Source organism: Nocardia sp. KT25-26 (assembly GCF_056627695.1).
On the sequence record NZ_CM152813.1, the window covers coordinates 145630 to 170825 of the forward strand.

At 69.1% G+C, this 25196-nt stretch carries 22 protein-coding genes; 12 read left to right on the plus strand and 10 right to left on the minus strand.

Features of this window, described 5'->3' with window-relative positions:
• Positions 1–64: 64 nt before the first annotated feature.
• The 8 genes from AC1HFH_RS00700 (at position 65) to AC1HFH_RS00735 (ending at position 7265) form a co-directional block, all read left to right on the plus strand.
• Positions 65–1351 carry an ABC transporter substrate-binding protein gene (locus AC1HFH_RS00700; protein WP_480245487.1) on the plus strand — a complete coding sequence of 429 codons (1287 nt, stop codon included), beginning with the start codon at positions 65–67 and terminating at the stop codon, positions 1349–1351.
• A gap of 65 nt (positions 1352–1416) precedes the next feature.
• The gene (locus tag AC1HFH_RS00705) at positions 1417–2382 is read left to right on the plus strand and encodes a carbohydrate ABC transporter permease (protein ID WP_480245488.1); all 966 of its coding nucleotides are present in this window, start codon (positions 1417–1419) and stop codon (positions 2380–2382) included.
• Between the two features lie 14 nt (positions 2383–2396).
• Positions 2397–3281 (plus strand): carbohydrate ABC transporter permease, encoded by an 885-nt coding sequence (locus tag AC1HFH_RS00710; RefSeq protein ID WP_480247994.1) that lies wholly within the window; start codon positions 2397–2399, stop codon positions 3279–3281.
• A gap of 95 nt (positions 3282–3376) precedes the next feature.
• Positions 3377–5590 (plus strand): transglycosylase domain-containing protein, encoded by a 2214-nt coding sequence (locus AC1HFH_RS00715; RefSeq protein ID WP_480245489.1) that lies wholly within the window; start codon positions 3377–3379, stop codon positions 5588–5590.
• Between the two features lie 213 nt (positions 5591–5803).
• A complete protein-coding gene (locus AC1HFH_RS00720) occupies positions 5804–6265 on the plus strand; it encodes a GyrI-like domain-containing protein (RefSeq protein ID WP_480245490.1) in 462 nt (153 codons plus the stop codon).
• A complete protein-coding gene (locus AC1HFH_RS00725; protein ID WP_480245491.1) occupies positions 6262–6699 on the plus strand; it encodes a GyrI-like domain-containing protein in 438 nt (145 codons plus the stop codon). Before AC1HFH_RS00720 ends, AC1HFH_RS00725 begins: the two co-directional genes overlap by 4 nt.
• Positions 6700–6741: 42 nt before the next feature.
• On the plus strand, positions 6742–6999 hold the full coding sequence (locus tag AC1HFH_RS00730; protein WP_480245492.1) for a type II toxin-antitoxin system Phd/YefM family antitoxin: 258 nt from the start codon (positions 6742–6744) through the stop codon (positions 6997–6999).
• Positions 6996–7265, plus strand: coding sequence for a type II toxin-antitoxin system RelE family toxin (locus AC1HFH_RS00735; protein WP_480245493.1), 270 nt, complete (start codon positions 6996–6998; stop codon positions 7263–7265). Before AC1HFH_RS00730 ends, AC1HFH_RS00735 begins: the two co-directional genes overlap by 4 nt.
• 54 nt (positions 7266–7319) lie before the next feature.
• Here the strand turns inward: AC1HFH_RS00735 and AC1HFH_RS00740 are convergent, their stop codons facing one another.
• From AC1HFH_RS00740 to AC1HFH_RS00755, 4 genes are all read right to left on the minus strand, one after another.
• Positions 7320–8429, minus strand: coding sequence for an inositol-3-phosphate synthase (locus AC1HFH_RS00740; protein ID WP_480245494.1), 1110 nt, complete (start codon positions 8427–8429; stop codon positions 7320–7322).
• A complete protein-coding gene (locus AC1HFH_RS00745; protein WP_480245495.1) occupies positions 8422–8979 on the minus strand; it encodes a PadR family transcriptional regulator in 558 nt (185 codons plus the stop codon). The genes AC1HFH_RS00740 and AC1HFH_RS00745 overlap by 8 nt, the downstream gene beginning before the upstream one ends.
• Positions 8980–9193: 214 nt before the next feature.
• Complete coding sequence (locus AC1HFH_RS00750; protein ID WP_480245496.1) at positions 9194–11719, minus strand: transglycosylase domain-containing protein; 2526 nt, start codon at positions 11717–11719, stop codon at positions 9194–9196.
• 532 nt (positions 11720–12251) lie between these two features.
• Positions 12252–12668 (minus strand): DUF5318 domain-containing protein, encoded by a 417-nt coding sequence (locus AC1HFH_RS00755; RefSeq protein WP_480245497.1) that lies wholly within the window; start codon positions 12666–12668, stop codon positions 12252–12254.
• Positions 12669–12832: 164 nt separating this feature from the next.
• Between AC1HFH_RS00755 and AC1HFH_RS00760 the strand changes: the two genes are divergently transcribed.
• Positions 12833–14518: a glycosyltransferase family 87 protein gene (locus tag AC1HFH_RS00760; RefSeq protein ID WP_480245498.1), complete on the plus strand. Its 1686-nt coding sequence runs from the start codon at positions 12833–12835 to the stop codon at positions 14516–14518.
• Between the two features lie 6 nt (positions 14519–14524).
• On the opposite strand, the gene AC1HFH_RS00765 is transcribed toward AC1HFH_RS00760, so the two are convergent.
• Together AC1HFH_RS00765 and AC1HFH_RS00770 are read right to left on the minus strand one after the other, a co-directional pair.
• Positions 14525–16342 carry a TerD family protein gene (locus AC1HFH_RS00765; RefSeq protein WP_480245499.1) on the minus strand — a complete coding sequence of 606 codons (1818 nt, stop codon included), beginning with the start codon at positions 16340–16342 and terminating at the stop codon, positions 14525–14527.
• A gap of 2 nt (positions 16343–16344) precedes the next feature.
• The gene (locus tag AC1HFH_RS00770; RefSeq protein WP_480245500.1) at positions 16345–17784 is read right to left on the minus strand and encodes a TerD family protein; all 1440 of its coding nucleotides are present in this window, start codon (positions 17782–17784) and stop codon (positions 16345–16347) included.
• Positions 17785–17930: 146 nt separating this feature from the next.
• Here AC1HFH_RS00770 and AC1HFH_RS00775 point away from each other — a divergent pair, with 146 nt between their 5' ends.
• From AC1HFH_RS00775 to AC1HFH_RS00785, 3 genes are read left to right on the plus strand one after another with little or no spacing between them, the layout of a single operon-like run.
• A complete protein-coding gene (locus AC1HFH_RS00775) occupies positions 17931–18554 on the plus strand; it encodes an AIM24 family protein (RefSeq protein ID WP_480245501.1) in 624 nt (207 codons plus the stop codon).
• A 10-nt stretch (positions 18555–18564) separates the two neighbouring features.
• Positions 18565–19254, plus strand: coding sequence for an AIM24 family protein (locus AC1HFH_RS00780; RefSeq protein ID WP_480245502.1), 690 nt, complete (start codon positions 18565–18567; stop codon positions 19252–19254).
• 2 nt (positions 19255–19256) lie between these two features.
• Positions 19257–20012, plus strand: coding sequence for an AIM24 family protein (locus AC1HFH_RS00785; RefSeq protein WP_480247995.1), 756 nt, complete (start codon positions 19257–19259; stop codon positions 20010–20012).
• 6 nt (positions 20013–20018) lie between these two features.
• On the opposite strand, the gene AC1HFH_RS00790 is transcribed toward AC1HFH_RS00785, so the two are convergent.
• The 4 genes from AC1HFH_RS00790 to AC1HFH_RS00805 all read right to left on the minus strand — a co-directional run bounded on the left by AC1HFH_RS00790 (position 20019) and on the right by AC1HFH_RS00805 (position 25186).
• Positions 20019–20414, minus strand: coding sequence for a hypothetical protein (locus AC1HFH_RS00790; protein WP_480245503.1), 396 nt, complete (start codon positions 20412–20414; stop codon positions 20019–20021).
• Positions 20415–20589: 175 nt separating this feature from the next.
• Positions 20590–21420: an HAD family hydrolase gene (locus AC1HFH_RS00795; protein WP_480245504.1), complete on the minus strand. Its 831-nt coding sequence runs from the start codon at positions 21418–21420 to the stop codon at positions 20590–20592.
• Positions 21417–24032, minus strand: a complete 2616-nt coding sequence (locus AC1HFH_RS00800; protein ID WP_480245505.1) for a phosphoribosyltransferase — start codon at positions 24030–24032, stop codon at positions 21417–21419. Before AC1HFH_RS00800 ends, AC1HFH_RS00795 begins: the two co-directional genes overlap by 4 nt.
• Positions 24029–25186 carry an HpcH/HpaI aldolase/citrate lyase family protein gene (locus tag AC1HFH_RS00805; RefSeq protein WP_480247996.1) on the minus strand — a complete coding sequence of 386 codons (1158 nt, stop codon included), beginning with the start codon at positions 25184–25186 and terminating at the stop codon, positions 24029–24031. Before AC1HFH_RS00805 ends, AC1HFH_RS00800 begins: the two co-directional genes overlap by 4 nt.
• Between the last annotated feature and the right edge of the window lie 10 nt (positions 25187–25196).

A 25196-nucleotide genomic window follows, 5' to 3' on the forward strand; every position in this document is an offset into this window, starting at 1 on the left:
GTATCTTCCCTTGTGCACCATCTCGGTGTGCTGCTGCTCACGTCTCGACCCTGGAGTGTCTGCGATGGCCTTGAAGCTTGTTCCCCGAGCGACGCTGGTCGCTGCCTCGGCGGCGCTGTTGACCGTCACGTTCGCGAGCGCGTGCAACAGTGACGGCGACGCCGGCAACGCGATCGGTGAGAACCTCGACGGCCGTGGGCCGATCACCTATGTCCAGGGCAAGGACGTCAGCGAGACCGGGGTCGTGGAGCAGCTGATCGACCGGTGGAATGCCGCGCACCCGGACGAGCAGGTCACCTTCAAGGAGCAGTCGAACGACGCGAGCCAGCAGCACGACGACCTGGTCGAGCACTTCCGCTCCCAGCAGGCGGGGTACGACGTGGTCGCACTCGATGTCCCGTGGACCGCCGAGTTCGCCGCCAAGGGCTGGATCCAGCCGCTCACCGACGAGTTCGGCATCGACACGGCGCCGCTGCTGTCACCGACCGTGGCCAGCGCCACCTACAACAACACCCTGTACGCAGCGCCGCTCAACACCAACGGCGGCCTGCTGTACTACCGCACGGACCTGGTGCCGGAGCCGCCGAAGACCTGGGACGAGATGCTCGGCCAGTGCCAGGTGGCCCGCGAGAACGACATCGGCTGCTATGCCGGTCAGCTGGCCCCGTACGAGGGCCTGACGGTGAACACCTCCGAGGTGATCAACGCCTACGGCGGCAGCTTCGTCGGCGCCGACGGCCAGACCCCGACGGTGGACAGCCCGGAGTCCCGCGAGGGCCTGCAGGTCCTGGTCGACGCCTACCAGAACGGTGACATCCCGGCGGAGGCGATCACCTTCAAGGAGCCGGAGAGCGGCAACGCGTTCCGCAACGGCGACCTGCTGTTCCTGCGCAACTGGCCGTACTTCTACGCCGAGGCCGGTTCGGAGAACTCCGAGGTCAAGGACAAGTTCGGCGTCGCACCGTTGCCGGGCAAGGACGGCGTCGGCGCCTCCACCCTGGGCGGCTACAACGCGGCCATCAGCGCCTTCTCCGAGAACAAGGCCACGGCCCGGGACTTCCTCCGCTTCCTGGTCAGCGAGGAAGCCCAGCAGATCGTGGCGGCCGGGGCGTTCCCGTCGGTGCGGGCCTCGATGTACGACGATCCGGCGCTGATCGCCCAGATGCCGTACCTGCCGGCACTGAAGGAGTCGATCGCCGGTGCGGTGCCGCGCCCGGTCACCCCGTTCTACAACGCCGTCACCAAGGCCATCCAGGACAACGCCTACAACGCGCTCAACGGCACCAAGTCCGTCGACGAGGCGATCGTCGACATGCAGAAGGGCATCGAGGCAGCCGGTTCCGGTTCGTGACGATCATCAGCAGGAAGCAAGAAAAGGTGTCGGGTCCCTCGTCGAGCACGGACGAAATCACCCCGATGCCGCCGGCCCCCCGCGGGCCGGCGGCCGGTGTCCTCCGATCCGGTAAACCGTGGCTGTTCGTCGCGCCGGTGCTGGTCGCCCTGGCGGTGGTCATCGGCTATCCGGTGTTCCAGGCCCTCTGGATGTCGTTCCAGAAGGACGCCGGGCTGGATCCGGCCACCGGCATGTTCGTCGAGGGCGGTAGTGCCGGGCTGTCGAACTACACGCACTGGCTGCTGCAGCAGTGCACCAACATGTCCGGCACCGTGCCGTGCCCGACCGGCACCCTCGGTTCGCAGTTCTGGTCGGCCGTCGGGATCACCCTGTTCTTCACCGTGGTGACGGTCTCGCTCGAGGTGGTACTCGGCCTCGGCATGGCGATGGTGATGGGCAAGACGTTCCGGGGCCGGGCGTTGCTGCGCGCCGCCGTACTGATCCCGTGGGCGATCCCGACCGCGGTCACCGCCCGGCTCTGGGAATTCATGTTCCAGTACGACGGGGTGGTGAACCGGGTACTCGGCACCAGCATCCTGTGGACTTCGGACGAATGGCCGGCCCGGTTCGCGGTGATCGCTGCCGATGTCTGGAAGACCACGCCGTTCATGGCGCTGCTGCTGCTGGCCGGCCTGCAGGTGATCCCGTCGCAGACCTACGAGGCCGCGAAGGTCGACGGCGCCTCGGCCTGGCAGCGGTTCGTGCACATCACGCTGCCGCTGATCAAACCGGCGCTACTGGTCGCGGTGCTGTTCCGGACGATGGACGCACTGCGGATGTACGACCTTCCGGCGATCATGACGCTGGGCAATCCGTCCACCCAGACACTGTCGATCCTGGTGGTCGAGCAGGTCCGGCAGGGCCCCAACAGCGCTGCCGCCCTGTCCACGATCACCTTCTTGATCGTCTTCGCCATCGCGTTCCTGCTGGTCAAGGTGCTGGGCGCAAATGCGGTGCGCACCCAGGAAGAACAGCGGAGGGCGCAGTGAGCACGACCCCGACGATGGACAAGCCCGCGGCGCCGGACCGCCCCGTGGATGCGCAGGCGCCGACGCTGCGCAAGCGGCTCGGCACCGCACGCCTGTACCTGGGCGTGCTGATCGTGCTGGTGTGGGGCCTCGGACCGTTCTACTGGATGACCGTGGTCGCCTTCCGGGACCCGGACTACACGTTCGACAACACTCCGTGGCCCACCCACCTGACGCTGGAGAACTTCCGCAACGCGTTCGACACCACCCGCGGTAACGACTTCGGCCGGGCCCTGTTGAACAGCGTGATCATCGGCACCGCCACCACGGCGGTCGCGCTGGTGCTGGGCGTTCTGGCCGCGTACGCGCTGGCCCGGATGTCCTTCCGCGGCAAGTATGTGGTGGCCGCACTGATCCTGAGCGCCTCGATGTTCCCGGTCGTGGTGCTGGTGACGCCGCTGTTCCAGCTGTTCACCGATCTGGGCTGGATCGGCGAGTACCAGGCGATGATCATCCCGAACATCTCGTTCGTGCTGCCGATGACGGTGTACATCCTGGCCTCGTTCTTCGCCGAGTTGCCGTGGGAGCTGGAGGAGGCGGCCCGGATCGACGGTGCCAGCAAGTTCCAGGCGTTCCGGCTGGTGATGCTGCCGCTGGCGGCGCCCGCGGTGTTCACTACGGCGATCCTGGCCTTCATCGCGGCGGTCAACGAGTATCTGCTCGCCCGGCTGCTGTCCAGCGATGCCACCGAGCCGGTGACGGTGGCGATCGCCCGGTTCTCCGGAAACGACCCACTGGTCCAGCCGTATGCGGCGATCATGGCGGCCGGCACCATCGTCACCGTCCCGCTGGTGATCATGGTCCTGCTGTTCCAGCGGCGGATCATCTCCGGGTTGACCGCCGGCGGCGTCAAGAGCTGACCCGACACACCTGCCGATACCTGCGTCCGGAACCCCCGGGCGGGTAAGGTTTTCTTGTGCTGCGTAGCTGACGTCCCCCGGCGCTCCGGAAGGAGATGATCGTGGTCTCGAAGGGCCGGCGAGGGCTCCCGCGGGGCAACGATGCGGGGGTTCCGTTCGCCTCGTTCGCGGCGCAACTGGAACCGGCCGGGCCGGAGAAGGGCGCGGCGCGGCGGGCCCAGGCCGCCCGGCTCGGCGACGGCGCCCCGCCACCACGCACCCGCGGACAGCGAATCCGCCGGCTGATCCTGGCGCTGTTCATCATCTTCGTCGGCGTTCCCGCGCTGCTGCTGGTCGGCCTGTATTGGAGTTCGGAGATTCCCGAGCCGGCACAGGTCGCGGTGCAACAGCCGGCGACGGTCCTGGCCGCGGACGGTTCGGTACTCGCCACCATCATCCCGCCGGAAGGCAATCGGCAGCCCGTCCCGCTGTCCGACGTGCCGGTATCGGTGCGCAATGCCGTGCTCGCGGCCGAGGACCGGGACTTCTACACCAATCCCGGGTTCTCGATCACCGGCTTCCTGCGCGCCGCCCGGGACAACTTGCTGGGCCACGACGACGCCGGCGGCGGTTCGACGATCACCCAGCAGTACGTGAAGAACGCGTTCCTCAGTTCCGACCGCACCCTCACCCGCAAGGTCCGCGAGCTGGTGATCGCGGCCAAGATGGCCCGGGAATGGAGCAAGGACGACATCCTCGAGGCGTATCTGAACACCATCTTCTACGGTCGCGGCGCCTACGGCATAGCCGCGGCGGCTCAGGCATATTTCGCCAAACCGGTTCCGGAGCTGACCCTGGCCGAGGGTGCGGTGCTGGCGGCGGTGGTCCGCACCCCGTCGCTGCTGACACCGGAAGCACACCTTTCCCAGCTGCAGGCCCGCTGGCGATATGTTCTCGACGGCATGGTCGAGATGACGGTGCTCGCCCCCGGGGAACGAGCGGAGCTGGAGTTCCCGGCGATCGTCCCGCTCGACCAGGTGCCCCGGCACGTGGCCGCGCCCGGACCGGAGGGACTGATCCGGACCCAGGTGATCCAGGAGCTGACGGCGGCCGGTATCGACGAGCACACATTGAATACCGGCGCGCTGCAGATCACCACCACGATCGACCCGCGTGCCCAGGAGGCCGCCCGCGCCGCCGTCGAGAACCGGCTGGGCATCCAGCCGGGGCAGCTGCGGGCGGCGGTGGTATCCGTCGATCCGCGCTCGGGTGCGGTACGGGCCTACTACGGCGGCGCCGACGGCGTCGGCTACGACTTCGCGCAGGCACCGTTGCAGACCGGTTCGGCGTTCAAGGTGTTCGCGATGGTGGCGGCCCAGCAGCAGGGCATCTCGGTGCACCGGCAGCTGGACAGTTCCCCGGTGACCGACCGCGGCACCACCATCACCAATGTGCACGGCGAATCGTGCGGCACCTGTTCGATGGCGGAGGCGCTGAAACGCTCGCTGAACACCAGTTTCTATCGTCTCACCATGTCGATGGCCGACGGTCCGCGCGCCATCGCGGCCGCGGCACACGACGCCGGGATCCCGGAATTCATCCCGGGCGTCACCGGGGAGACGCTGACCGAACAGGGCGATCCGCCGTTGAACGGGATCGTGCTCGGTCAGTACCTTGTGCGCCCGATCGATATGGCCTCGGCGTATGCGACGCTGGCCGCCGCCGGGATGTACCACCGGCCCTATTTCGTGCAGCGGGTGACCACCGGAGACGGCCGGGTGCTGCTGGACCGCAGCGATCCGGAACACCCGGTGGGCCGGCAGCCGCCGCCCGGGCAACAGCGGATCCAGCCCTATATCGCGAACAACACCACCCGGGCGATGCTGCCGATCGCGAACTACTCCAACGGCCACGGGCTGGCCGGGGGCCGTCCGTCGGCCGCCAAGACCGGGACCACCCAGCTCGGCGAGACCGGTGAGAACAAGGACGCGTGGATGGTCGGCTACACACCGTCGCTGTCGACCGCGGTATGGGTGGGCACCGCGAACAGCGAACCGTTGCGCACCGCCGGTGGCGCGCTGATCTACGGGGCGGGCCTGCCCGCGGACATCTGGAAGGACACCATGGACGGTGCCCTGGCCGGCAGCCCCGTGGAAGAGTTCTCGACCGAGGCGGGCGAACCCATCGCGATCGATCCGGGTCCACCCGGCGGCCGCGGATACGACATCCTGGATCCGTCCGGTGGCGATACCGACGCGCCGCCACCGGTGATCGACTTCCCGCCCGCGCCGCCGGACACCGAACTGTTTCCCGGGCTCAGCGGCCGGTGAGGCACCTTCCGTGGTCACGGATCGGCCCGGCAGGAACACACTGTCGCCGGGACATGGCAACATCGTGTCGAGACGTGCGAATCCACCCGGCCGCAACCGGGCCGAGCACGACGCAGACCGGCATGCGGGGGCCGGGCCGCCGCACCGGCGGTTGCGTCGATGCGGGAGGATGGCACGCGAGCGACGACGAGACGAGACATAGGGGCTACGCAGGTGGAATTCGATGTCGTTGACCGTCCCGAGATGCTGGTGGCGGGGTTGGTGCTCCGCAGTCCGGCGCTAGCGGTCGAGGGGCCGCGCCGGGCCAAGGTGGCGGCGGCCTGGGACTACACGAAGCAGCGCGAATTACCCGGTCCGATGGGGACCGCCTATGTCGACTACGCGCCGGAGATCAACTCGTACCTGACGCATCTCGTCGGCTACTACTGCACGTCCCTGGACGATCTGCTGCCCGGCGATGTGCTGGGCCGGGTGCCGGCCGGCCGCTATGCCCGTTTCGTGGCCGGTGGCGAGGATATGGGCGACACCATCGTCGGCCTGTGGCGGCAGATCTGGGACGCCGAGGCCGCGGGCCGGCTGGTGCGGTCCTACACCGGCGACTACGAGCAGTACCCGGACCCGAATACGGTGGAGGTCTTCGTGGGGCTCGCCGACCCGCAGGGGGAACAGGAGTGAGTGGCGAAGTGGATTTCGAAATCGTCACCCTGGCCGACGGCCTGGTCGCCGGTCTGACGGTGCCGCTGGCCGGCCGCGAGGTGACCGCGCGTGATCTGGACCTGGTGAACTTCACCTGGGACCGCTATCTGGCCCGGGAGAAGAAGGTGCCCCGCGCCGCGGCCTATATCGGGCAGAACGACCATGCGGTCGCCGTGCTCGGCTACGAGGTGTCCGGCCTGGACGAGGTCGACCCCGGCGACGTCCTGACCCGGGTGCCGGCCGGCCGGTACGCCCGCTTCGTGGTGAGCGACAAACCGTACGACCTGCTCCGCACCGCCTGGGCCCAGGTGAACAAGGCCGAGAGCGCCGGCCGGATCACCCGCTCCCACACCGCCGAACTGGAGCGCTACACCGGCCCCACCTCGGTCGAGGTCTACGTCTCGCTGGATTGATCATCCGGGCCCGGTGTACACAATGTCGTGTACACTCGACCTGTGTCCGAGATCAGCATCCGTGAGCTGCGCGCAAACCTGGCGGCGCATGTCCGGGAAGCCGAGTCCGGCGAACAGGTAGTCATCCTCCGTGACGGCGTGCCCGCTGCCGCGCTGGTTCCCCTGTCGGTAGTGGAAACATTCGACGCCGCCGAAGACGAGCTGCTGGCCCGGGAAGCCCGGGCCAGGTTGGCAGCCGACGAGCCGACCTCCGGAATGAGCGAGGTCCTGGCCGACTTGTTCGAAGACGAATCCCGGTGAAATACCGGTTCAGGTTTCTGCAATCGGCACGCCGTGAGCTGCGCGCCCTCGAACGTCACGACGCGATGCGCATCCTCACCGCCCTGACCGCACTGGGCGACGACCCGTACGCACCCGGGCTCGATGTGAAGGAGCTGTCCGGCCACGACGACCTCTACCGACTCCGTGTCGGCAGATACCGGGTCGCCTACCGAATCGACAACGGCGTACTGGTGATACTCGTTGTCGAGGTGGGCCGGCGAAAAGGCGGCTACCGAGGGCGGTAATACCGCTGCGCCGACCGGTTGTCACCGGTCGGCGCAGCGGTATCGGTTTCGCGCCTACTCGGCGCCGATGATGAATTCCTCCAGCTGGGCGCGGGCGACGTCGTCGGCCAGCTGCTTCGGGGGCGACTTCATCAGGTAGGCGGAGGCCGGGATGACCGGGCCGCCGATGCCGCGGTCCTTGGCGATCTTCGCGGCACGCACCGCGTCGATGATGATGCCGGCCGAGTTCGGCGAATCCCACACCTCGAGCTTGTACTCCAGGTTCAGCGGCACGTCACCGAAGGCGCGGCCCTCCAGGCGGACGTAGGCCCACTTGCGGTCGTCGAGCCATTCGACGTAGTCGGACGGTCCGATGTGCACATTGCGGTCGTGCACCTTGCCGGACAGCGGTCCCTCCAGGTTGGACGTGACGGCCTGGGTCTTGGAGACCTTCTTCGACTCCAGCCGCTCCCGCTCGAGCATGTTCTTGAAGTCCATGTTGCCGCCGACATTGAGCTGGTAGGTGCGGTCCAGCACGACGCCACGGTCCTCGAACAGCTTCGCCATCACCCGGTGCGTGATGGTCGCGCCGACCTGGCTCTTGATGTCGTCACCGACGATCGGGACACCGGCGTCGACGAACTTCTGCGCCCACTCCGGATCGGAGGCGATGAACACCGGCAGCGCGTTGACGAAGGCGACGCCCGCGTCGATGGCGCACTGGGCGTAGAACTTGTCGGCCTCTTCCGAACCCACCGGCAGATAGGAGACCAGCACATCGACCTGCGCATCCTTCAGCGCCTGCACGACATCGACCGGCTCGGCCTCGGAGACCTCGATGGTCTGCGCGTAGTACTTGCCGATGCCGTCCAGAGTCGGGCCGCGCTGCACGGTGACGCCGGTCGGCGGCACGTCGGCGATCTTGATCGTGTTGTTCTCGCTGGCGTTGATCGCCTCGGCCAGGTCGAAGCCCACCTTCTTGGCGTCCACGTCGAATGCGGCCACGAACTTCACGTCGCGCACGTGGTAGGAGCCGAACTTGACGTGCATGAGACCGGGTACGGTCGCGGTGTCCTCGGCGTCCTTGTAGTACTCCACGCCCTGGACCAGCGAGGACGCGCAGTTGCCCACACCCACGATGGCGACGCGAACCTCGCCGGCCTCAGCCTTGTTGACTTCACTCATGGCCGATTCTTCCCTCTTTCTGTGGTGCCGCCTTCGTCGATTGCTCCGCCGCAATCAACTCGTTGAGCCAGCGCACTTCGCGCTCGCTTGATTCCAATCCGAGCTGGTGGAGCTGGCGGGTGTATCGATCCAGCGAGCCACTCGCCTTCTTGATCGCCTCCCGAAGCCCCTCTCGGCGCTCTTCGACCTGACGCCGCCGGCCTTCCAGAATCCGCATCCGCGCCTCGGCGGGGGTGCGGCTGAAGAAGGCGAGGTGGACGCCGAAGCCGTCATCGGTGTAGTTCTGCGGCCCGGTGTCGGCGAGCAGCTCGCCGAACCGTTCCCGGCCTGCCGGGGTCAGGCGGTAGACACGGCGGGCGCGGCGCGCCGTCGTGCCCTCGGGTATCTCCTCGGCGATCAACCCGTCGCTCTGCATGCGGCGCAGCGTCGGGTAGAGCGAACCGTAGGAGAAGGCCCGAAACGCCCCCAGCAGGCCGGTCAACCGCTTGCGCAGTTCGTAGCCGTGCATGGGCGTCTCGAGGAGCAGCCCGAGAATCGCCAACTCGAGCATTCGGGCTTCACCCCCTGACTGTCGTACAGACCTAACCGATGGATGCGATTACCGATTATATCGGACCGATACATCAGATGACGAATGTCGGCTATCCGGAGTTCTCGATACCGCACCGGCGCCTGGTGGGCACTCGGGGTGCGACGGCTCTGCCGGGGGACACCTGCCGCAAGAAAAACCGCCGACCGGTGGGTTCCGGTCGGCGGTGGTCGTTCTATTCGTTGTAGTTGTAGTAGCTGTTGTCACTGCCCGGGTAGCCGCCCCCGCCAGGGCCGTTGCCGCCGTAGATGCCGTCTCCGCTGTTGCCGTTGCCGGAGTTTCCGTTGCCCCCGCCGGAGTTGCCGTTACCGCCACCCGAATCGCCGTCACCGCCACCGGTGGACGGGTCGGAGCCGTCGCCGGGGTCGACCGGCTGGCCGGGGAGCGGGCCGGGGTCGTCGGGAGCGGGCTGCGGCTGCTGCGGTTGCTGCGGCTGCGGGCGCTGCTGCACACCGGGGATCGGGATGGTGACGCCGGGCAGAATCTCCACCTCACGCGGTTCGATCACCACCGGCGGAACGATGGGAGCCGGGGCGGTGCTCTCCGGTGGGGTGTACGGGGCGGTCCACTCGGGAACGCCGGCCTGGCCGTCGATCGGGCCCGGGTCCGGGAAGGACTCCACCGGGGTGCCTTGCAGGGCCCCGTCCATGGTGTCCTTCCAGATGTCCGAGGGCAGCATGGAACCGTAGATGCTGGCGCCGCCGTAGTTGAGCAGCGGATCACCCTGTTCGGTACCGACCCATACCGCGGTGGACAGCGACGGGGTGTAGCCGACCATCCAGGCGTCGCGGTTCATGCCGGTGTCACCGAGCTGCGCGGTGCCGGTCTTGCTCGCGGACGGTCGCCCACCGGCCAGCTGATGATTGTTCGAGTACGCCGCAATCGGCAGCATGGCATCGGTGACGTTGTCCGCGACTGCCTCGTCGACCCGCTGCTCGCCGGGTACCTCACCGCGGTCGAGCAGTACCTGACCGTCGGACGTCACGACCCGCTGCACGAAGTGCGGCTTGTGGTAGACGCCGGAAGCCGCCAGCGTGGCGTACGCGGAGGCCATATCCAACGGCCGGGTCTGATACTGCCCCAGGACGATGCCGTTGTTCGGCGGCGAGCCGTCCGGTTCGGCGAGGGTGTGCTCGACACCCGGGATGGACTTCGGGATACCCAGCCGGTGACCCATATCGGCGATCTTCTGCGGGCCGTTCTGCATATCCAGCTCCATGCGGTAGAAACTGGTGTTCAGCGAACGCTTGAGGGCCTCGGCGATGGTGCACTTGCCACACGATTCGCCGGCCACGTTGGTGATCTCGATGCCGTGGATCTTCAGCGGCGAGCTGTCGTACATCTGCGACAGCGGAATGCCCAGGTCGAGATTGGCAGCCAGCGCGATCGACTTGAACGCCGAACCGGGCATCAGGCCCGCGTTGGCGAAGTCGTACCCGTGCCCGGTCTCACCACCGTAGTAGGCGCGGACCGCACCGGTGCGCGGATCGATCGAGACCACGGCGGTGCGCAGATTCTCCGGCTCGCCCTCCATGTTCGACCGGGCGGCCTGCACGGCGGCGTCCTGCGCCTGCGGGTCGATGGTGGTGGTGATCTCCAGACCGGCGGTGTTGAGCTGCTGTTCGCTGATACCGGCCTCGGCGATCTCCTCGAGCACCTTCGACTTGATCAGCCCCGCCGGGCCGTCGTCGGATTCGCTGTCGTTCAGCGACGCCGCCGGAACCACCTGCGGGTACTGCATGCCCTCCCGTTCGGCGGCGTCCAGGTCGCCCTCGGTGACCATGCCGTCGAGCACGTAGTTCCACCGCGCCTGCGCACCCTCCGGGTTCTTCTCCGGATCCAGTGCGGACGGCAGCTGGATGGTGGCGGCGAGTACCGCGCCCTCGGCCACGGACAGGTCCTGCACCGGTTTGCCGAAGTAGGCCTTGGCGGCCGCGTCGATGCCGTAGGCGCCGCGCCCGAAGTAGATGGTGTTGAGGTAGGCGACGAGGATGTCGTCCTTGCTCCACTGCTTGGCCATCTTCGCGGAGATGACCAGCTCCTTGAGCTTGCGCTGCAGTGAGCGCTCGTTGCCGACCATGGTGTTCTTCACGTACTGCTGGGTGATGGTCGAGCCACCGCCGGCGCTCTCCTTGCCCAGCAGGTTGTCACGCGCCGCGCGCGCGAAACCGGAAATGGAGAATCCGGGGTTGGTGTAGAAGTCCCGGTCCTCGGCCGCGGTCACCGCGTTGCGGACATGCGGCGGGATCTGGTCCAGCGTGACCTCGGTGCGGTTACCCTCCGGTGGGACGACCTTGCTCAGCACACTGCTGCCGTCCGAGGCGTAGATGGTGGAGACCTGACTGGTCTGCATATCGCCGGGCCGCGGAATCGACACGGTGGAATAGGCGACCATGAAGATCGCGCTGGGCACGATGATCGCCAGTGCGGTCAAGACGTACAGGGTGCGGCGCACGGTGCGCCACGGGAACTTCTTGGACACGGAGTCACCTTCGTCGGAGCCGTCACCACCGCCGCTGCCACCGCCGTCGCGGCGGTTCGGCGGGCCGGGCGGCGTGGTGCCGCCACCGGCACCACCGCGGCGAGGACCTGCGGCCGGGCCGGTACCACCGGCCCGGCCGGCGCCGGGCCGGGTACCCGCCCCGGCCGGGCGTTCGATCTTGCGGGTGCTGCCCGGCGCACCGGGAGTATTGGAGCGCACCGTCGGTTCCGACGGGTTACCCGGGGCGCCGCCGGGACCACGGTCGGCCGGGCCGGGGGCGCCCGCACCGGGCCGGCGCGGCGGCATACCGCCGGGTGGCGGGCCGCCGGGGCCACGTCCACCCGGTCCCGGACCCCGGCCACCGGGCGGCATGCCGGGGGGATTCGGCCGACCGGGCGGCGGACCGCCCGGGCCACGTCCGGGCGGCGGTGGGATGCCCGGACCGCGACCGCCGGGTGGTGCGCCGGTGCCGCGTCCCGGTGGTGGCCCGGCCGGACCGCCGGGTCGCGGGGCGCCGGGCGGCGGCATCCGGCGCCCGGGCGGGGGGCCGCCGGGGCCCGGGTTCGCGCCCGAGCGGGGAGGAAGACCGGGTTGTGAGCTGCGCTGAGTGCGGTCGCCGTGCGGCTCGTCGCCGTAGGGGGAAGTCTCGTGAGGCGAGTTCACTGACCAGATCTCCATAACTCGTTGGGGGCATCCGCGATGTGTCCGCACCGGTGGCCCGGTGGGAACGGTGCACGCTCGGTGGTACGCGTCACTCGGCGGCAGACCGCCGTGCCCGGGAACTCGTGCGACGGCGCGGGCGGGCCGGAACCGAACCCAGCACATACGACTGCACCAGATGATTCCAGCTACAGGTCCGGCAGACCTCCACCACGTGAACCGTGAACTCCTCGCGGGTCTCCGCCAGCCGGATCAGTTCCTCCGGAGCACGCGCCGAACCGGCGATCGGACCCAGGCCTTCGCCGTACACCCACGAGACGAGCGTCAACTGTTCTTTCCGGCAGATCGGACAGGTGACGTCACTGCCCCTGCCGTGGAATTTGGCCGCCCGCAGCAGGTAGGGATTGGCGTCGCACACCTCGGCGACACCCACCCGCCCCGCATAGACGTCGGCCAGCAGCGACTTGCGCCGCAGCGCATAGTCGACCACCTGCCGTTGAATTCGCACGTGAACCAGAGTAGCGGGGACCGATCGGGTATGCCCGTGGCATCGGGCACAGCCGATACGATTACTGCCGCGATGCGCCCCCGCGCGGAGCTGCGAAGCCGCGACCGTGCCACACAGTAATCTCGGAAACCGTGAGCGAACCCCACCTAGCCGACCGATGGACGTTGCCAACGCACCCGGTCGGCGCGGATCGGGTGGCGCCGGCTCCGGTGACGCCGGATCTGCGGTCGGCGGACGACCGGGATCTGCCGAGCCGGAACGATTCGCTGACGGCGCAGTTGTCGACGGTGATCGGTGGTCCGGTCGGGGAGCATGCGCTGATCGGGCGGACCCGGTTCTGGACTCCGCTGCGGGTGCTGCTGGCCTTCACCGTGATCTTCCTGGCGCTGGGCTGGGCCACCAAGGCGGGTTGTATCCAGCAGGCACCGAACGGCGACGGCCGGATGGCGCTGGATTGGAGTGACAGCCGACAGTACGTGGCGCTGTGCTACTCCGATACGGTTCCACTGTACGGCGCCGAGCGGCTGAACGAGGGCGCGTTCCCGTACAAGAAGTATTGGGTGGAGCAGCGACCGGACGGCACCAGCGAGGTCCGGTACATGGAGTATCCGGTGGTGGCCGGCCTGTACCAATATGCGGCGGCGCAGGTGGCGGCGGCCTGGCGGGCCCTGCCGTTGCCCGGTGCGTTGCCGGTGGCCGTCTACTTCAATGTGGTGGCAGTCGGTCTGGCGATGGCCTGGCTGGTGACGATCTGGGCGTCGTCCCGCCTGGCCGGGCATCGGGTGTGGGACGTTGCGCTGGCCGCCTGTTCTCCGTTGGTGATCGTGCACGCTTTCACCAATTTCGATGCGCTGGCGACTGCCTTCGCGGCCGGTGGGCTGCTGGCCTGGGCCCGGCGCCGGCCGGTACTGGCCGGTGTCCTGCTCGGCATCGGGGGTGCGACGAAGCTGTATCCGTTGCTGCTGCTCGGCCCGATTCTGGTGCTGTGCCTACGGGCCGACCCGATGCAGCGCCGCCCCGCCGGACATACCGGAACACGACTCCGCGATATCGACGATATGGCTTCGCTGACCACCTGGATGCGCGAGACTCCCGAGCGGATCCGGCAGCTTTCGCAGCGCCCGCTGGGGGCCGGGCTGGTGGCCACCGGTGCGGCCGGTGTGGCCTGGTTGCTGGTCAATCTGCCGATCGCAGCGCTGTACCCGGCGGGGTGGCGGGAGTTCTTCCGGCTGAACACCAGCCGGCATGCCGACCCGGATTCCATCTACAACGTGGTGTCGTCGTTCACCGGATGGGCGGGTTTCGACGGCGAGCTGGCACACGGACAACCGCCGAGTGTCCTGAACCTGGTATCGCTGTTGCTGTTCCTGGCCGCCTGTCTGGGGATCGCCTACCTGGCCTTGACCGCGCCCCGGCGGCCCCGACTGGTGCAGCTGTGTTTTCTGGTGGTGGCGGCCTTCCTGCTGACGAACAAGGTGTGGAGCCCGCAGTATTCACTGTGGCTGGTTCCGCTGGCCGTGCTGGCCCTGCCGCATCGCCGGATCCTGCTGGCCTGGATGACCATCGACGCGCTTGTCTGGGTACCGCGGATGTTCTACTACCTGCACTCCGGCGACAACAGCACCGGCCTGCCCGAACAGTGGTTCACCGCCACCGTGGTGCTGCGCGATCTCGCGGTGCTGGTCCTATGCGCCCTGATCGTGCGCCAGATCCTGCATCCCTGCGAGGACCTCGTTCGCCGCGACGGTGCCGACGACCCGGCCGGTGGCATCCTGGACCGGGCCCCGGACCCGCTGCTGGCCTGGCTGCCCGGGTGGCTGCGGCCGCGCCCGGGCCCGGTGCACAGCTGACGCCGGTCAGCCGACGCCGAGGTGCCGGGTCTGCCGATTCGGCCGCGCCGGCAGCATGTCCAGCTGCAGGTTCCAAGGACTCTCGGTCCACGGATCCAGCAGCGCGGCGTCACCTGCGGTGGGCAGCACCCGGCAGTTGCGGGCGAGCATGATCAGCGGCGTCTCACCGAACTCGGCGGGGGCGCTGCCGACGAACACCAGGGACAGTCCGATCAGCTCGGCACGCACCATGAGGCTGCCGAGCCGCAGGATGTCGGTCTCCTGATAGCCGTGCGGCAGATCCGCGACCACCAGCACCCGGTGTTGTTGCGGCGGCAGGAAACCGCCGCTCTGATATGCCATCTCGGCGAGTTCGGCCTCGTGTGCGAGCTGTTCGATCCGGCCCCGGATCTCGGTGTGGTCGGTGACCACCGGCGCCGCCAGCGCGGGCCCGAGCAGTTCGGTGAGGTCGGTGAACGCACCGGTGAGGTCGATCAGGTCGACGGCGGACCGATGCTGCGGGGTGGCCGCCAGCAGCCGTACCAACAGGGCGCCCACCACGGGCGCCACCGCGGCGCTGGATTCGGTGTCGATCCACAGCGGCCGGTTCAGCGGTGCCGGTACGCAGTACGGGATCCGCAGGGCGCCGCGCTCGGTGGCGTACAGCTGCCCGATCCGGATGCCGTCGCTCGGTGACCGTGGCCCGTCCCAGGCCGGGGCGTCCCAGCTCGCCAGCGCGGCCGGGATATTCAGTTCCGCCTCGGTGAGCTCACTGCCCAATTGCTCGCTGTCGCTTCGGAAGCGGTCCTGCGCGGTCTGCATCAGCTCGTCGTAGCGGCGTTGCGCGGTGGCGCGGGCTGCATCGGCAGCGGGGGTGTTGCGCCGGGCCGGGTCCGAAACGGCCTCGGACAGCTCCTGATCCAGTCGCATCGTCGCGTAGTTACGTGCGGAGACCAGCGCTGCCGCGGACCGGGCAGCGTCTTCGAACACCATCCACATCCGCTGCAACCCGTGCGGTACCTCGAGCGGCGCCCCCGCCGCCGGGTCCCCCGGCCGGCCCGGAACGGCTCCCGCGCCTCCCGGCCCGGTCGACCGGTGCTGTGCGTCAGCCGATTCCGCTCCCGAACCAGCCGTCCCCGGACGATCGGGTCCTGGACGCGCCGCCCCGCGACCACCCGTTCGCGGGGCAACGTTCTCAGTGACGGCCGAGTCCGCAGCACCCGCTCCCGAGCCACCGGCGGTGGGCCGCCCCATTGTGGAGCCGTCTGATCCGAGGCCGGCCGACCCCGGGGCACCGGTTCCGGAGCCGCCCGCGCCGGCCGGTCCACGTGCCTCCGGAATCGCCCTGCCGGGTGGCCGGACACCGGGTCGGGAGGGCACCGCATCGGGGCGGAGACCGTGCGCGGACAACAGTTCTGTCAGGCCACCCGCATACCCCTGGCCGAGCGCGCGCACCTTCCAGGATCCGTTGCGGCGGTACAGCTCCAGGCAGATCAGCGCGGATTCACCCGCAGTCGGGGTGCAGCCGAACCGGACGGTCGCGGAATCGCCCCCGTCGAGCAGGCCGACGACCTGGCCCAGCCCGCCGGCAGGCCCGCAGGCCACCAGGAGCACCGCTTGCGCAGTGGGACGGACCCGGGACAACTGCACCTCGATACCGCCACCGATGTGCCGGAGCCCGGGCGCCACCGGACGTTCCGCGACGACGAGATCCGCCGGGCCGCCCGCCTGCAACCCCTCATCCACCACCAGGGCGGCGAGCGACAACGATGCTGCCCCGGTGGCCGAGAACGAGACGAGATCGGCGACCGGCCCCGTGTTCTGGCCGGCCTGCAACTCTTTCACGACTATCCGACCAGGAACCGTCCCAGCTGCGGCACTGCCTCGCCCGGATGCTTGGCGTGGAAGCCTTCACCCAGGGCCTGCATCTTCCATTCACCGTTCTCCCGGTACACCTTCGCCATCGCCATCGCGGTGAACGGCATGCCACCGGCCAGGGTGTAGCGGGCCAGCTCGGCATTGCCGTTGCCGTCGATGAGCCGGCAGAAGGCGTTCTGTACCTGTTCGAAGGTGTGCCCCTTGTAGGAGGTGACGATGAACAGCAGCGCCGTGACATGCGCCGGGACCCGGGTGAGGTCGACCAGGATCACCTCGTCGTCGCCCTCCCCCTCTCCGGTCAGGTTGTCACCCTGGTGCCGCACCGAACCGTCCTTGGACGACAGCTGACCGTAGTAGGCGACATCGACCAGGTTGGTATCGGCGAAGATGCACACCGAGGCGTCCAGATCGATATCGACCACCCGGCTGCCGAACATGCCGCGCTGCCGAACCGGATCCCAGCCGAGGCCCATCTTCACGAAGGACAGCGCATCGCCCTCCTCTTTGCGGAGGCTGACCCGCTGCCCCTTCTGCAGGCTGAGCGGCCGGTCCTTGCTCAGGCTGATCTCCGAACCACGCTGCGGCGCAGGCGGTACCGGTGCGCTGCCGGGCCCGGGTGCACCGGGCGGCGGTGCCATCCCCGGGGCAGGAGCCATTCCGGGTGGCGGCGCCATCCCCGGCGCGGGGGCCATCCCGGGCGGCGGCGGCATCCCCGGACCACCCGGCATACCGGGCGGCGGTGGGGCACCGGCGCCCGGGGGCGGCGGGGCGCCGGGACCGGACATCGGCGCACCGGGCGCCGGATATCCGCCGGCCGCCGGCGCGGTGGGCGCGTAGTTCGGTGCGGGGGCGGGCCGCGTATCCACCGGCGGCGGGGCCGGAGCTGCCGGTTGTGCGGCCGGTGCATCGTCGACCTGCACACCGTGGTCGGTGACCAGTGCGGCGAACCCGCCCGCATAACCCTGGCCGACCGCGCGCACCTTCCAGGCCCCCTGCCGGCGGTACACCTCCAGCGCGATCACGATGGACTCGCTGTCCAGTCCGTCGATCCGGTACTCGTACAGCGGATTTCCCGTACCGTCGGAAACGATCGCCGTCGGCGCGGCGAACCGGCCGAACGTGGCGTTCGCATCGTCGAGGGTGATCACGGCCCGAATCTGCTCGATATCGGCAGGCACCGCGGCGGGCGAAATCACCAGTGCGGCCGCCTGTCCGGGCGGCCCGGGACGCAACTCGACACCGGGGCCGCTCGGCTGGTTGTAGAAGACGAAGTCGGCATCCGTTCGGACCTTGCCCTGCCCGGTCACCAGCAATGCGGACAGATCCGCAGGCGCCGTGAGCTGGACGCTCACCACCACTTCGTCGACGGCAAGTGGGCCGTTCTGGCCCTTCGCAAGAGTTGCGGACAAGATCGGACCCTTCGCTTGTCGGTGCAGTCACCTGCCACTCTACGAGAAACCGGCGGTCGAGTCCGGTGACCGCGACCGGCTCGCCGAGATCGGTTAGGGTGGCCGAGGTCCGTATGTCCCCGGAAGAAGCGTGTGGCGGCAGTTCGATGACACAACTGTTCCAGCATTCGTCGAAGGTGGTGGAAGCCCGGCTCGACGGCGGTGGGTTCCGTGCCCTCACCGGCTCGATGGTCGCCTACGAGGGCGCCGTGCAGTTCAAATCGGCCGGATTCGGCGGCGGCGACGGAGTACTGGCCGGACTCAAACGCCGCGCCACCGGGGAGAGCTTGTCCCTGATGGAGTGCACCGGGCAGGGGCGGGTGCTGCTGGCCGTCAACGGTCAGGAGACCTCGGTCGTCACCCTGAACAACGAGACGCTGCAGGTGGAATCGCAGCAGCTGCTCGCCTTCGCCGGCAACCTCCGCACCGATGTGCGATTCGCCGGGGTGGGCGGGATGGCCGGCGGGAACGGCCTGTTCACCACCACCGTCACCGGGCAGGGCCAGGTCGCGCTGCTCTCGGCGGGCGGGCCGCTGATCCATCTGGGCGTCACCCCGCAGTTTCCGCTGGTGGTCGACCCGGATGCGTTCGTCGCCGCCCGCGGCAACCTGAACCAGTCGTTCGTCACCGGGGTGTCCTGGCGCGACGCCGTCGGGCAGGGCAGTGGCGAGGCGTTCTCACTGCGCTGGGACGGCCACGGCGTGGTGTCGATCCAACCGGCCGAGCGCTAGGACTACAACGATGTTCGAGAAGGTCAACAGCAAGGTCGTCAAGGTCGATGTCGGGCAGGCCGGCGGTGTGGTCGCCCGGCGCGGCAGCATGCTCTTCTACCAGGGCCCCGTCACCTTCGCGCCGCACCGGATCCCCGGCGCCGGGAGTGGCGCCGGCGGGCTGCTGCGGATGGCCGGGCAGATGATGTCCGGTGAACACGAGCACACCATGCTGGCGCAGGGCAACGGCACGGTGCACTACGGCTTCGCGGGCCTGGAACTGCACGTGGTCCAGATGCAACCCGGCGCCGCGCTGCAAGTGGAGGCCTCCCGGCTGCTCGGCCACACCGCAGGACTGCAGGCTTCGGTGGTGTCGGTGGCGGCGGCCGGCGGGGGCGGTGGAGGCGGCCTGATGGGTGCCCTGCGCGGCGCCGCGGCGGGCATGGCGACCGGCCAGGGCATGTCCACCACCCAGCTGTCCGGACAGGGCTCTGCGGTGCTGCTGGCGCACGGCGGGGTGGCGGAGCTCCCGGTCGGTGGGCCCGCGCCGATCTTCGTCGACCCGCAGGCGTTCATCGCCTCCTACGGCAATGTGCAGACCGAGCTGAAATCGGCGATGAGCTGGCGCGATGCCGTCGGCCGCGGCGGCGGTGAAGCCATGCAGCTGCACTGCCACGGGCAGGGTGTCGTCTACGTGCAGGCCTCCGAGGAGAAATTGTGACCATGGACCGGATCCTCGACCCCACGAATCTCGGCGACAGCGACAACATCCCCGACAACAAGTACGCCTTCTGCATCGACCTGACCGGGCCCTGGTTCATGCGCAAGGGCGCGATGATCGCCTACTACGGGCAGATCGAGTTCGAGCTGCTCACCCACAGCGCGCAGGGCCAGCTGATGCATATGGTGTCCAGCCAGTTCTCGGCACCGCTGTTCGCCGGCGACTACGTCGTCGCGCAGGGCCACGGCAAGCTGGTGATCGGCGACCGCGGCTACGACATCAACTCCTACGACCTCGACGACGGCAATCTCACCATCCGGGCGGGCAACCTGCTGGCCTTCGAGCCCGGCCTGGCCCTCAAACAGTCGATCGTGCCCGGTTTCCTCACCCTGATCGGCACCGGCAAGTTCATCGCCTCGTCCAACGGCCCGGTGATCTTCGCCGAACCGCCACTGCGCGTCGACCCGGAGGCCCTGGTCGGCTGGGCCGACTGCCCCTCCCCCAGCCACCACTACGACCAGGGCTGGATCAACGGCTTCCTGGCCGCCGGCGCCGCCCGTTTCGGCGTCAACTCCGGTGAGGAACGCCAGTTCGACTTCACCGGCGCCGGCACCGTCCTGATCCAGTCCAGCGAGAAAGTGATCAGCGATATCGCCACCGTCCGCAATATCGAAGGCCAGCTCCAGAGCGGTATCAGCGTCGGCGGCCTGCAACGCCTGCACGGCGTGATCGGCCAGCAGCTCAGCGGCCACCAGTAGGTGCGTTCAGAACCCGATCATCACGTCGGAGAAGTCGTGGGCGTCGAGCGTGGCGAGGACCTCCACCCGCCATTCCGGGCAATTGGCCACCGTGACGGTGTCGACCACATCGGGGTCGTGGGCGACCGCGGTGCGGGCGGCGCCGTCGCGGAGCACCCACAGGCTCATGATGCCGTCGAAACCGACGCGGGCGACATTCGGTCCGATCGCCTTCCAGGTGCCGACCTGGCCTTTCAGCATCCCGCACAGCTCCATTTTCGACGCCTGAGTCAGCGGCGGCGGTACCGGAGGCGGTTCCGGGTCCGCGGAGTCACCACCGCAACCGGCGAGGCTCAGCGCCGCGGCTGCCAGAACGGCGGCCGATCCGCGTAGCCGTCGCGTGACCTGTGGTCGCGTAGCCATCGCAGCTCCTCCCGGTGGTCGGTCGGACCAGATCGATGCGATACCTGCCGATCATCCCAGGTGAGAGCATTCCGACCAAGCAAGGCACGACAACGATCGATACCGGCGATCCGTCCGGTCCGGTAGTGCCACCGAGCAGTGCCCGGCACCGCGGGACCCTTCCGCCCTCCGAGGCTCAGGCGCGCGCCGCGACGCCTGGCCGGGTATCGGCCGCGAACCAGGCCAGGATCTCCTCGGCCGCCCGGATACCGGCCGCCTCGGTGACCGACAGGCCGGGTGCGGACCAGTCCAGTTCCTCCAGCTCGCCGTGCCGTGGCCGGATCGCCGCATCGGCGGCGGCCAGCATCGGCGCGTCCAGGGCCCCGTCGCCCGCGGCCAGCAGGCGGGCCTGCCTATCGAGCGCTCCGGCACCGACCAGCCGATTGCGCACCTCGGCCACCGCCCGGCTCTTGCACACCGCATCGGGCATCGTGTAGATCTTGCGTCCCTGCCGCGATGCCGACCACCCACGGGTGCGGCACCAGGTGTCCCATTCGGCGAGGAATCCGTCCGGCACCGCATCCGGGTATACGACCAGGTAGCAGAACAGGTCGTCGGCGGTCCGGAACTTGCGCACCCAGCTGTCGTCGATCCGGGCGGCCAGTTCGGTTCGCACCTCGTCGAGAGTGGCGCCACCTGCGGCCACCTGCGCGTCGATCGCGGCCCGCCAGGCCGGGTCCGGCGCTCCGTCGACCAGGATGTTGCCGCCGTTGCTGGTGATCGCATACCGCCACGGCGCACCGGGCAACCGGATCCGTCGGAACTGCTCGATCGTCCGGGTGGTGGTCGGCAGCACCACCACCTGTGCGGACAATTCCGTCAGCTGCTGCACTGCGCCGGCGGTCATGAACGACAGCGGTGCGCCCTCGTAGTGTTCGACGCAGACGACCTCGGGCTCGGGCACCGCGCCGAAGGCAGCCCGGGAGTAGATCATCGTGCGGTCCAGGTCGGTCGCGACCAGCGTCATTTCACTACGTCCTTGATCAGTCCCATACAGGAATAGGCCAGGTCCGGCACCACTTCCACCGGCACGTTCCGGGCCTGCGCCAGCAGCCGGATATGGGCGTGCTCCGGTGCCTCCGCTTCCCGGACCAGGACCCGCCACGGCACCCGGCGCAACAGCACCCGGGTGGTTTCGCCGACCCCTGGTTTCACGAAATTCACCCGCGAGATGCCGTAGTCGGCCCGCACCTTCTCCACCGACGCCCACCCGGACCAGGTCGGGGTGCGGTCCGCGGCGAGCAGGTCCGCTACCGCTGCGGGCACTCGGTCTCGGATGGTGTCGAAGGCGGCGGAAACGGTGTCCAGCAGCCGGTTCGACACATCGTCGGCGGCCAGCTCCCGATAGAACTTGGCACCGTGGAAATCACCGGGACCGACCAGTTCGTCGTTGAGCACCGTCCGCGAGACCAGACCGGAGACCGTCGAATTCAGGCATGCCGAGGCGATCAGGAAATCGTCCCGGGTGCCGTAGGTCCGGACGCAGTGCCCCGGATCGGCGAGGACGGCCAGGTCGGGATCGAACCGGGCGCCGCCGGCGGCATGATAGGCGTCCAGCGCCGCTTCCAGCTCCCGGGTGATCGCGCCCTTGCCGGTCCAGCCGTCCACGAACACCACCCGGCGTGGATCGTGATGGTGGGCCAGATAATCCAGGGCGGTCGCATCGATACCGCGGTCGCGCACGATCGACACCGCATAGTGCGGCACATCGAGCGACTCCGGGCGGGCCGCGAGCCACCGGCGCATCAGCACCCCGACCGGAGTCCCGGCGCGGGCCAGCGAAACCAGCACCACTTCGGGGCCACGTTGCGCCACCACCAGTTCGGCGACCGTGGCGACGGCCAGCGCCAGCCGTTCGGCGCTGTCGGCCAGTACCTTCTCGAACAGCTCCCGGTAGGTGTCGTCCGGCTGATACTCGATCGGCAGCGACTCCGCGTAGTGCGCAACGCCCGCCTGGATCCGCCGCTCCCGTTCCTCGACCCCCGCCTCCAGGGCAACCCCGGACAGATTCTGCAACAGCCAGGCGACCTCGTCCGGCGCATAGGATCCGAATGCTGGACCGCGCAACGGTTCCGGGAACGCTCCCGGAGTCCGGACGGCACCTGCTGCGGGCCCGGCCGACGGTTCCGGGGAGGCAACCGGACGCTCCGCGGCACCGCGCAGGACTTCGATCCGGTCGCCGATCGGCCCGGCCGATTCTCCGGCGCCGGGCGCACCCACCGGCCGGGAATCCGGTCCGATGTGTTCGCGGCCGGGCCGATCGACGAGGCCGGTCCGGGGGAGCCCGGGGCCCCCATCGGCAGTGACGCGGACGGCGGACAGCACGCGCGGATCGGCCTCGGGCAGCAGGGCGATGAGCACGTCCGCGCCGGAGGCGGTGAGCGTTTCCACCACACCGCCCGGTGCGGTGAGTTCGGCCGTATCCGCCGGCGAGTCGATCACCAGCAGCAGCACCGGTTCGGCGGCGCCGGGCTCCGGCCAGGCCGCGTTGTACAGGTAGCGGGCCGCCGCATCGTCGGGTTCCGGTGCGGTGAAGCGGAACCCGCGCCGCAGCGGATATCCGGGCCGATCCGCGACATAGGCCGGCGACCGGGTGGTCGTCTGGAACCGGGTGGCGACGCCCGACTCCGACAGGGTGGCCGCCAGCCGCAACGGCAGATACATCAGTTCTTCGTGACCGAGCACGATCACCGGACGTTCCGGGAACTCCGCGGTCAGCAAGTCGTGCACCACCCCGGCGGCCACGGTCAGCGCCTGTTCGAATGCGGCGGTGTCCGAACGCAACACCCCGTGCCGACCGCCCTCGGGCACCCCGTTCGGCCACGGCAACACTGTGCGGACCCTACGGCCCCGGTGCACGCCCACCGGATTCAGTTCCGGCTCGGGCAGCTCCCGCACCGCGCCGACCAGGTCGTCGGGCAGCGCCGTCCACCCCTCGGCCAGGCATACGGTGTCGATCCGCGCCCCGAGTTCGGCGGCGGCCCGGACGAATTTCTCCCGGTCGGCGGCGCTGCGCATATCCACCAGCGAGGCCAGCACGTAGTGGCTGCGGGGCGCAAAGGCGTGCAGCGCTCGCACCGCATCCAGTGCCGTATCCCCGGTGGATATCTCGTCGTCGACCAGCACCAGCGGCAGATCGTTCACGAAGATCGCGGCCGGGGCGGGCTGCAGGAGGTGCGAGGTCGCATGCGAATGCCCCTCCTCGAAGCCGGTGAGGGTCTGCGCGGTCGGCACGGCCCGGCGGGTGGAATGGAGGTAGCAGGCGGCCCCGATCCGATCGGCCACACAGTGGCCCAGGCCGGTGGCAGTTTCGGCGAAGCCGAAAACCACGGCGTCGTGGCCGTCGAGCACCTCGGCGACCAGATCACCCAGCTGGTCGCCGGCCCCGATCACCCGGGCCGGTTCGGTCGGCAGATGCTTGCCCAGCACCGTGGACACCAGCAGATGTGCCCGCCGCGGATTGTTGTGCCGCAAACCGGGTACCACCAGCTCCGACATCGGCCGGCGGGTATGCCCCGGTGCGCCGTGGGCCCGTCCGTCGTGCAGGCGTAGGCCCAGCTCGTCGGCGACCCAGCTCATTTCGCCACCTGCGCGGTGAGTAGATCCACGAACGACACTCCTTTGTTCGCCACCCCGAATGCCTGCGCCCGCAGCATGATCTGCCGAGCCCAGCTGCGATGCGGACGCATCTCGTTCATCTTGTTGCGGTACTCCGAGGCGGCCACCCCGCCTACATCGTCGGCCAGGATGTGCAGTGCGTCGGCATACTCCTCGTGCGTCACCACCGACAGTGCGTGCACGGCCGCGACGTGGGACGGGTGGATCACCGTCTTGCCCTGGATGCCGTTGGCCCGGTCCAGGGTGATCTCGCGCAGCAGACCGTCCAGATCCCGGCTCACCAGGTACTGCCGGAACGGCACCGCATCGGATTCGGCGAACGGCGCGGTGCGCAGCATCGGCCGGAACATCCGTTCGTGATCGGCGAAGTATTCCCAGACCGGCCCGGTGATCACGAAACCGCTGCCGTCGGCGCGCCCGAGATAGTTGACGATATCGGCGATCACGTCGGCGACCACCCGCACGTCGTAGATGGTCAGATCGCGGTCGCGACGGATCCCGAAGGTCGAGCACATATCGGTGGCGCCGATCCGCACCGCCAGGACCGCCTCCCGATGCGCGGCCAGCAGGTCGGCCAGCCGGCCGAGCTGATCGGCACGGGTCTGCCGGTGCACCAGACTCGGCGACTCCAGTACCGGCATACCGTAGAGGCGCCGGCCGAGCCGGGTCGTCGCGTCCCGCAGCCCGGCCAGGTAGCGCGGCCCGGTATCGGCGTCGAACTTCGGAAACACGAACCCGGTCAACAGCCCGGCGCCGAGGTCCAGCCGGTCGACGATCTCGGTGATACTCGCGGCATCGCGGACCCGGACGAACAGCATCGGATGCGGTTCGTCACGATCGGCGAGCCGATCCAGCGCCCGCACGGTGTGCTGTTTGGCGAGCGTGACCTCGTGGTCGGCGACCGCATCCTCCAGGTCGATCACCATCGAGCACACCCCGGCAGCGGCGCGCCGGCAGATGGTGTCGACGAGATCGGGCCGGGTGGCCGGCACGTACAGGGTGGCACCGAGCGCCACCGCCAGCAGCTCCCGATCCTGCACCTCGCCGATCGGCTCCGGCTGACGCAGGAACAGGTCACGGGCCTGGGGGCCGTCCAACTGCCGGAAATGCCGCAGCGTCTCCCGC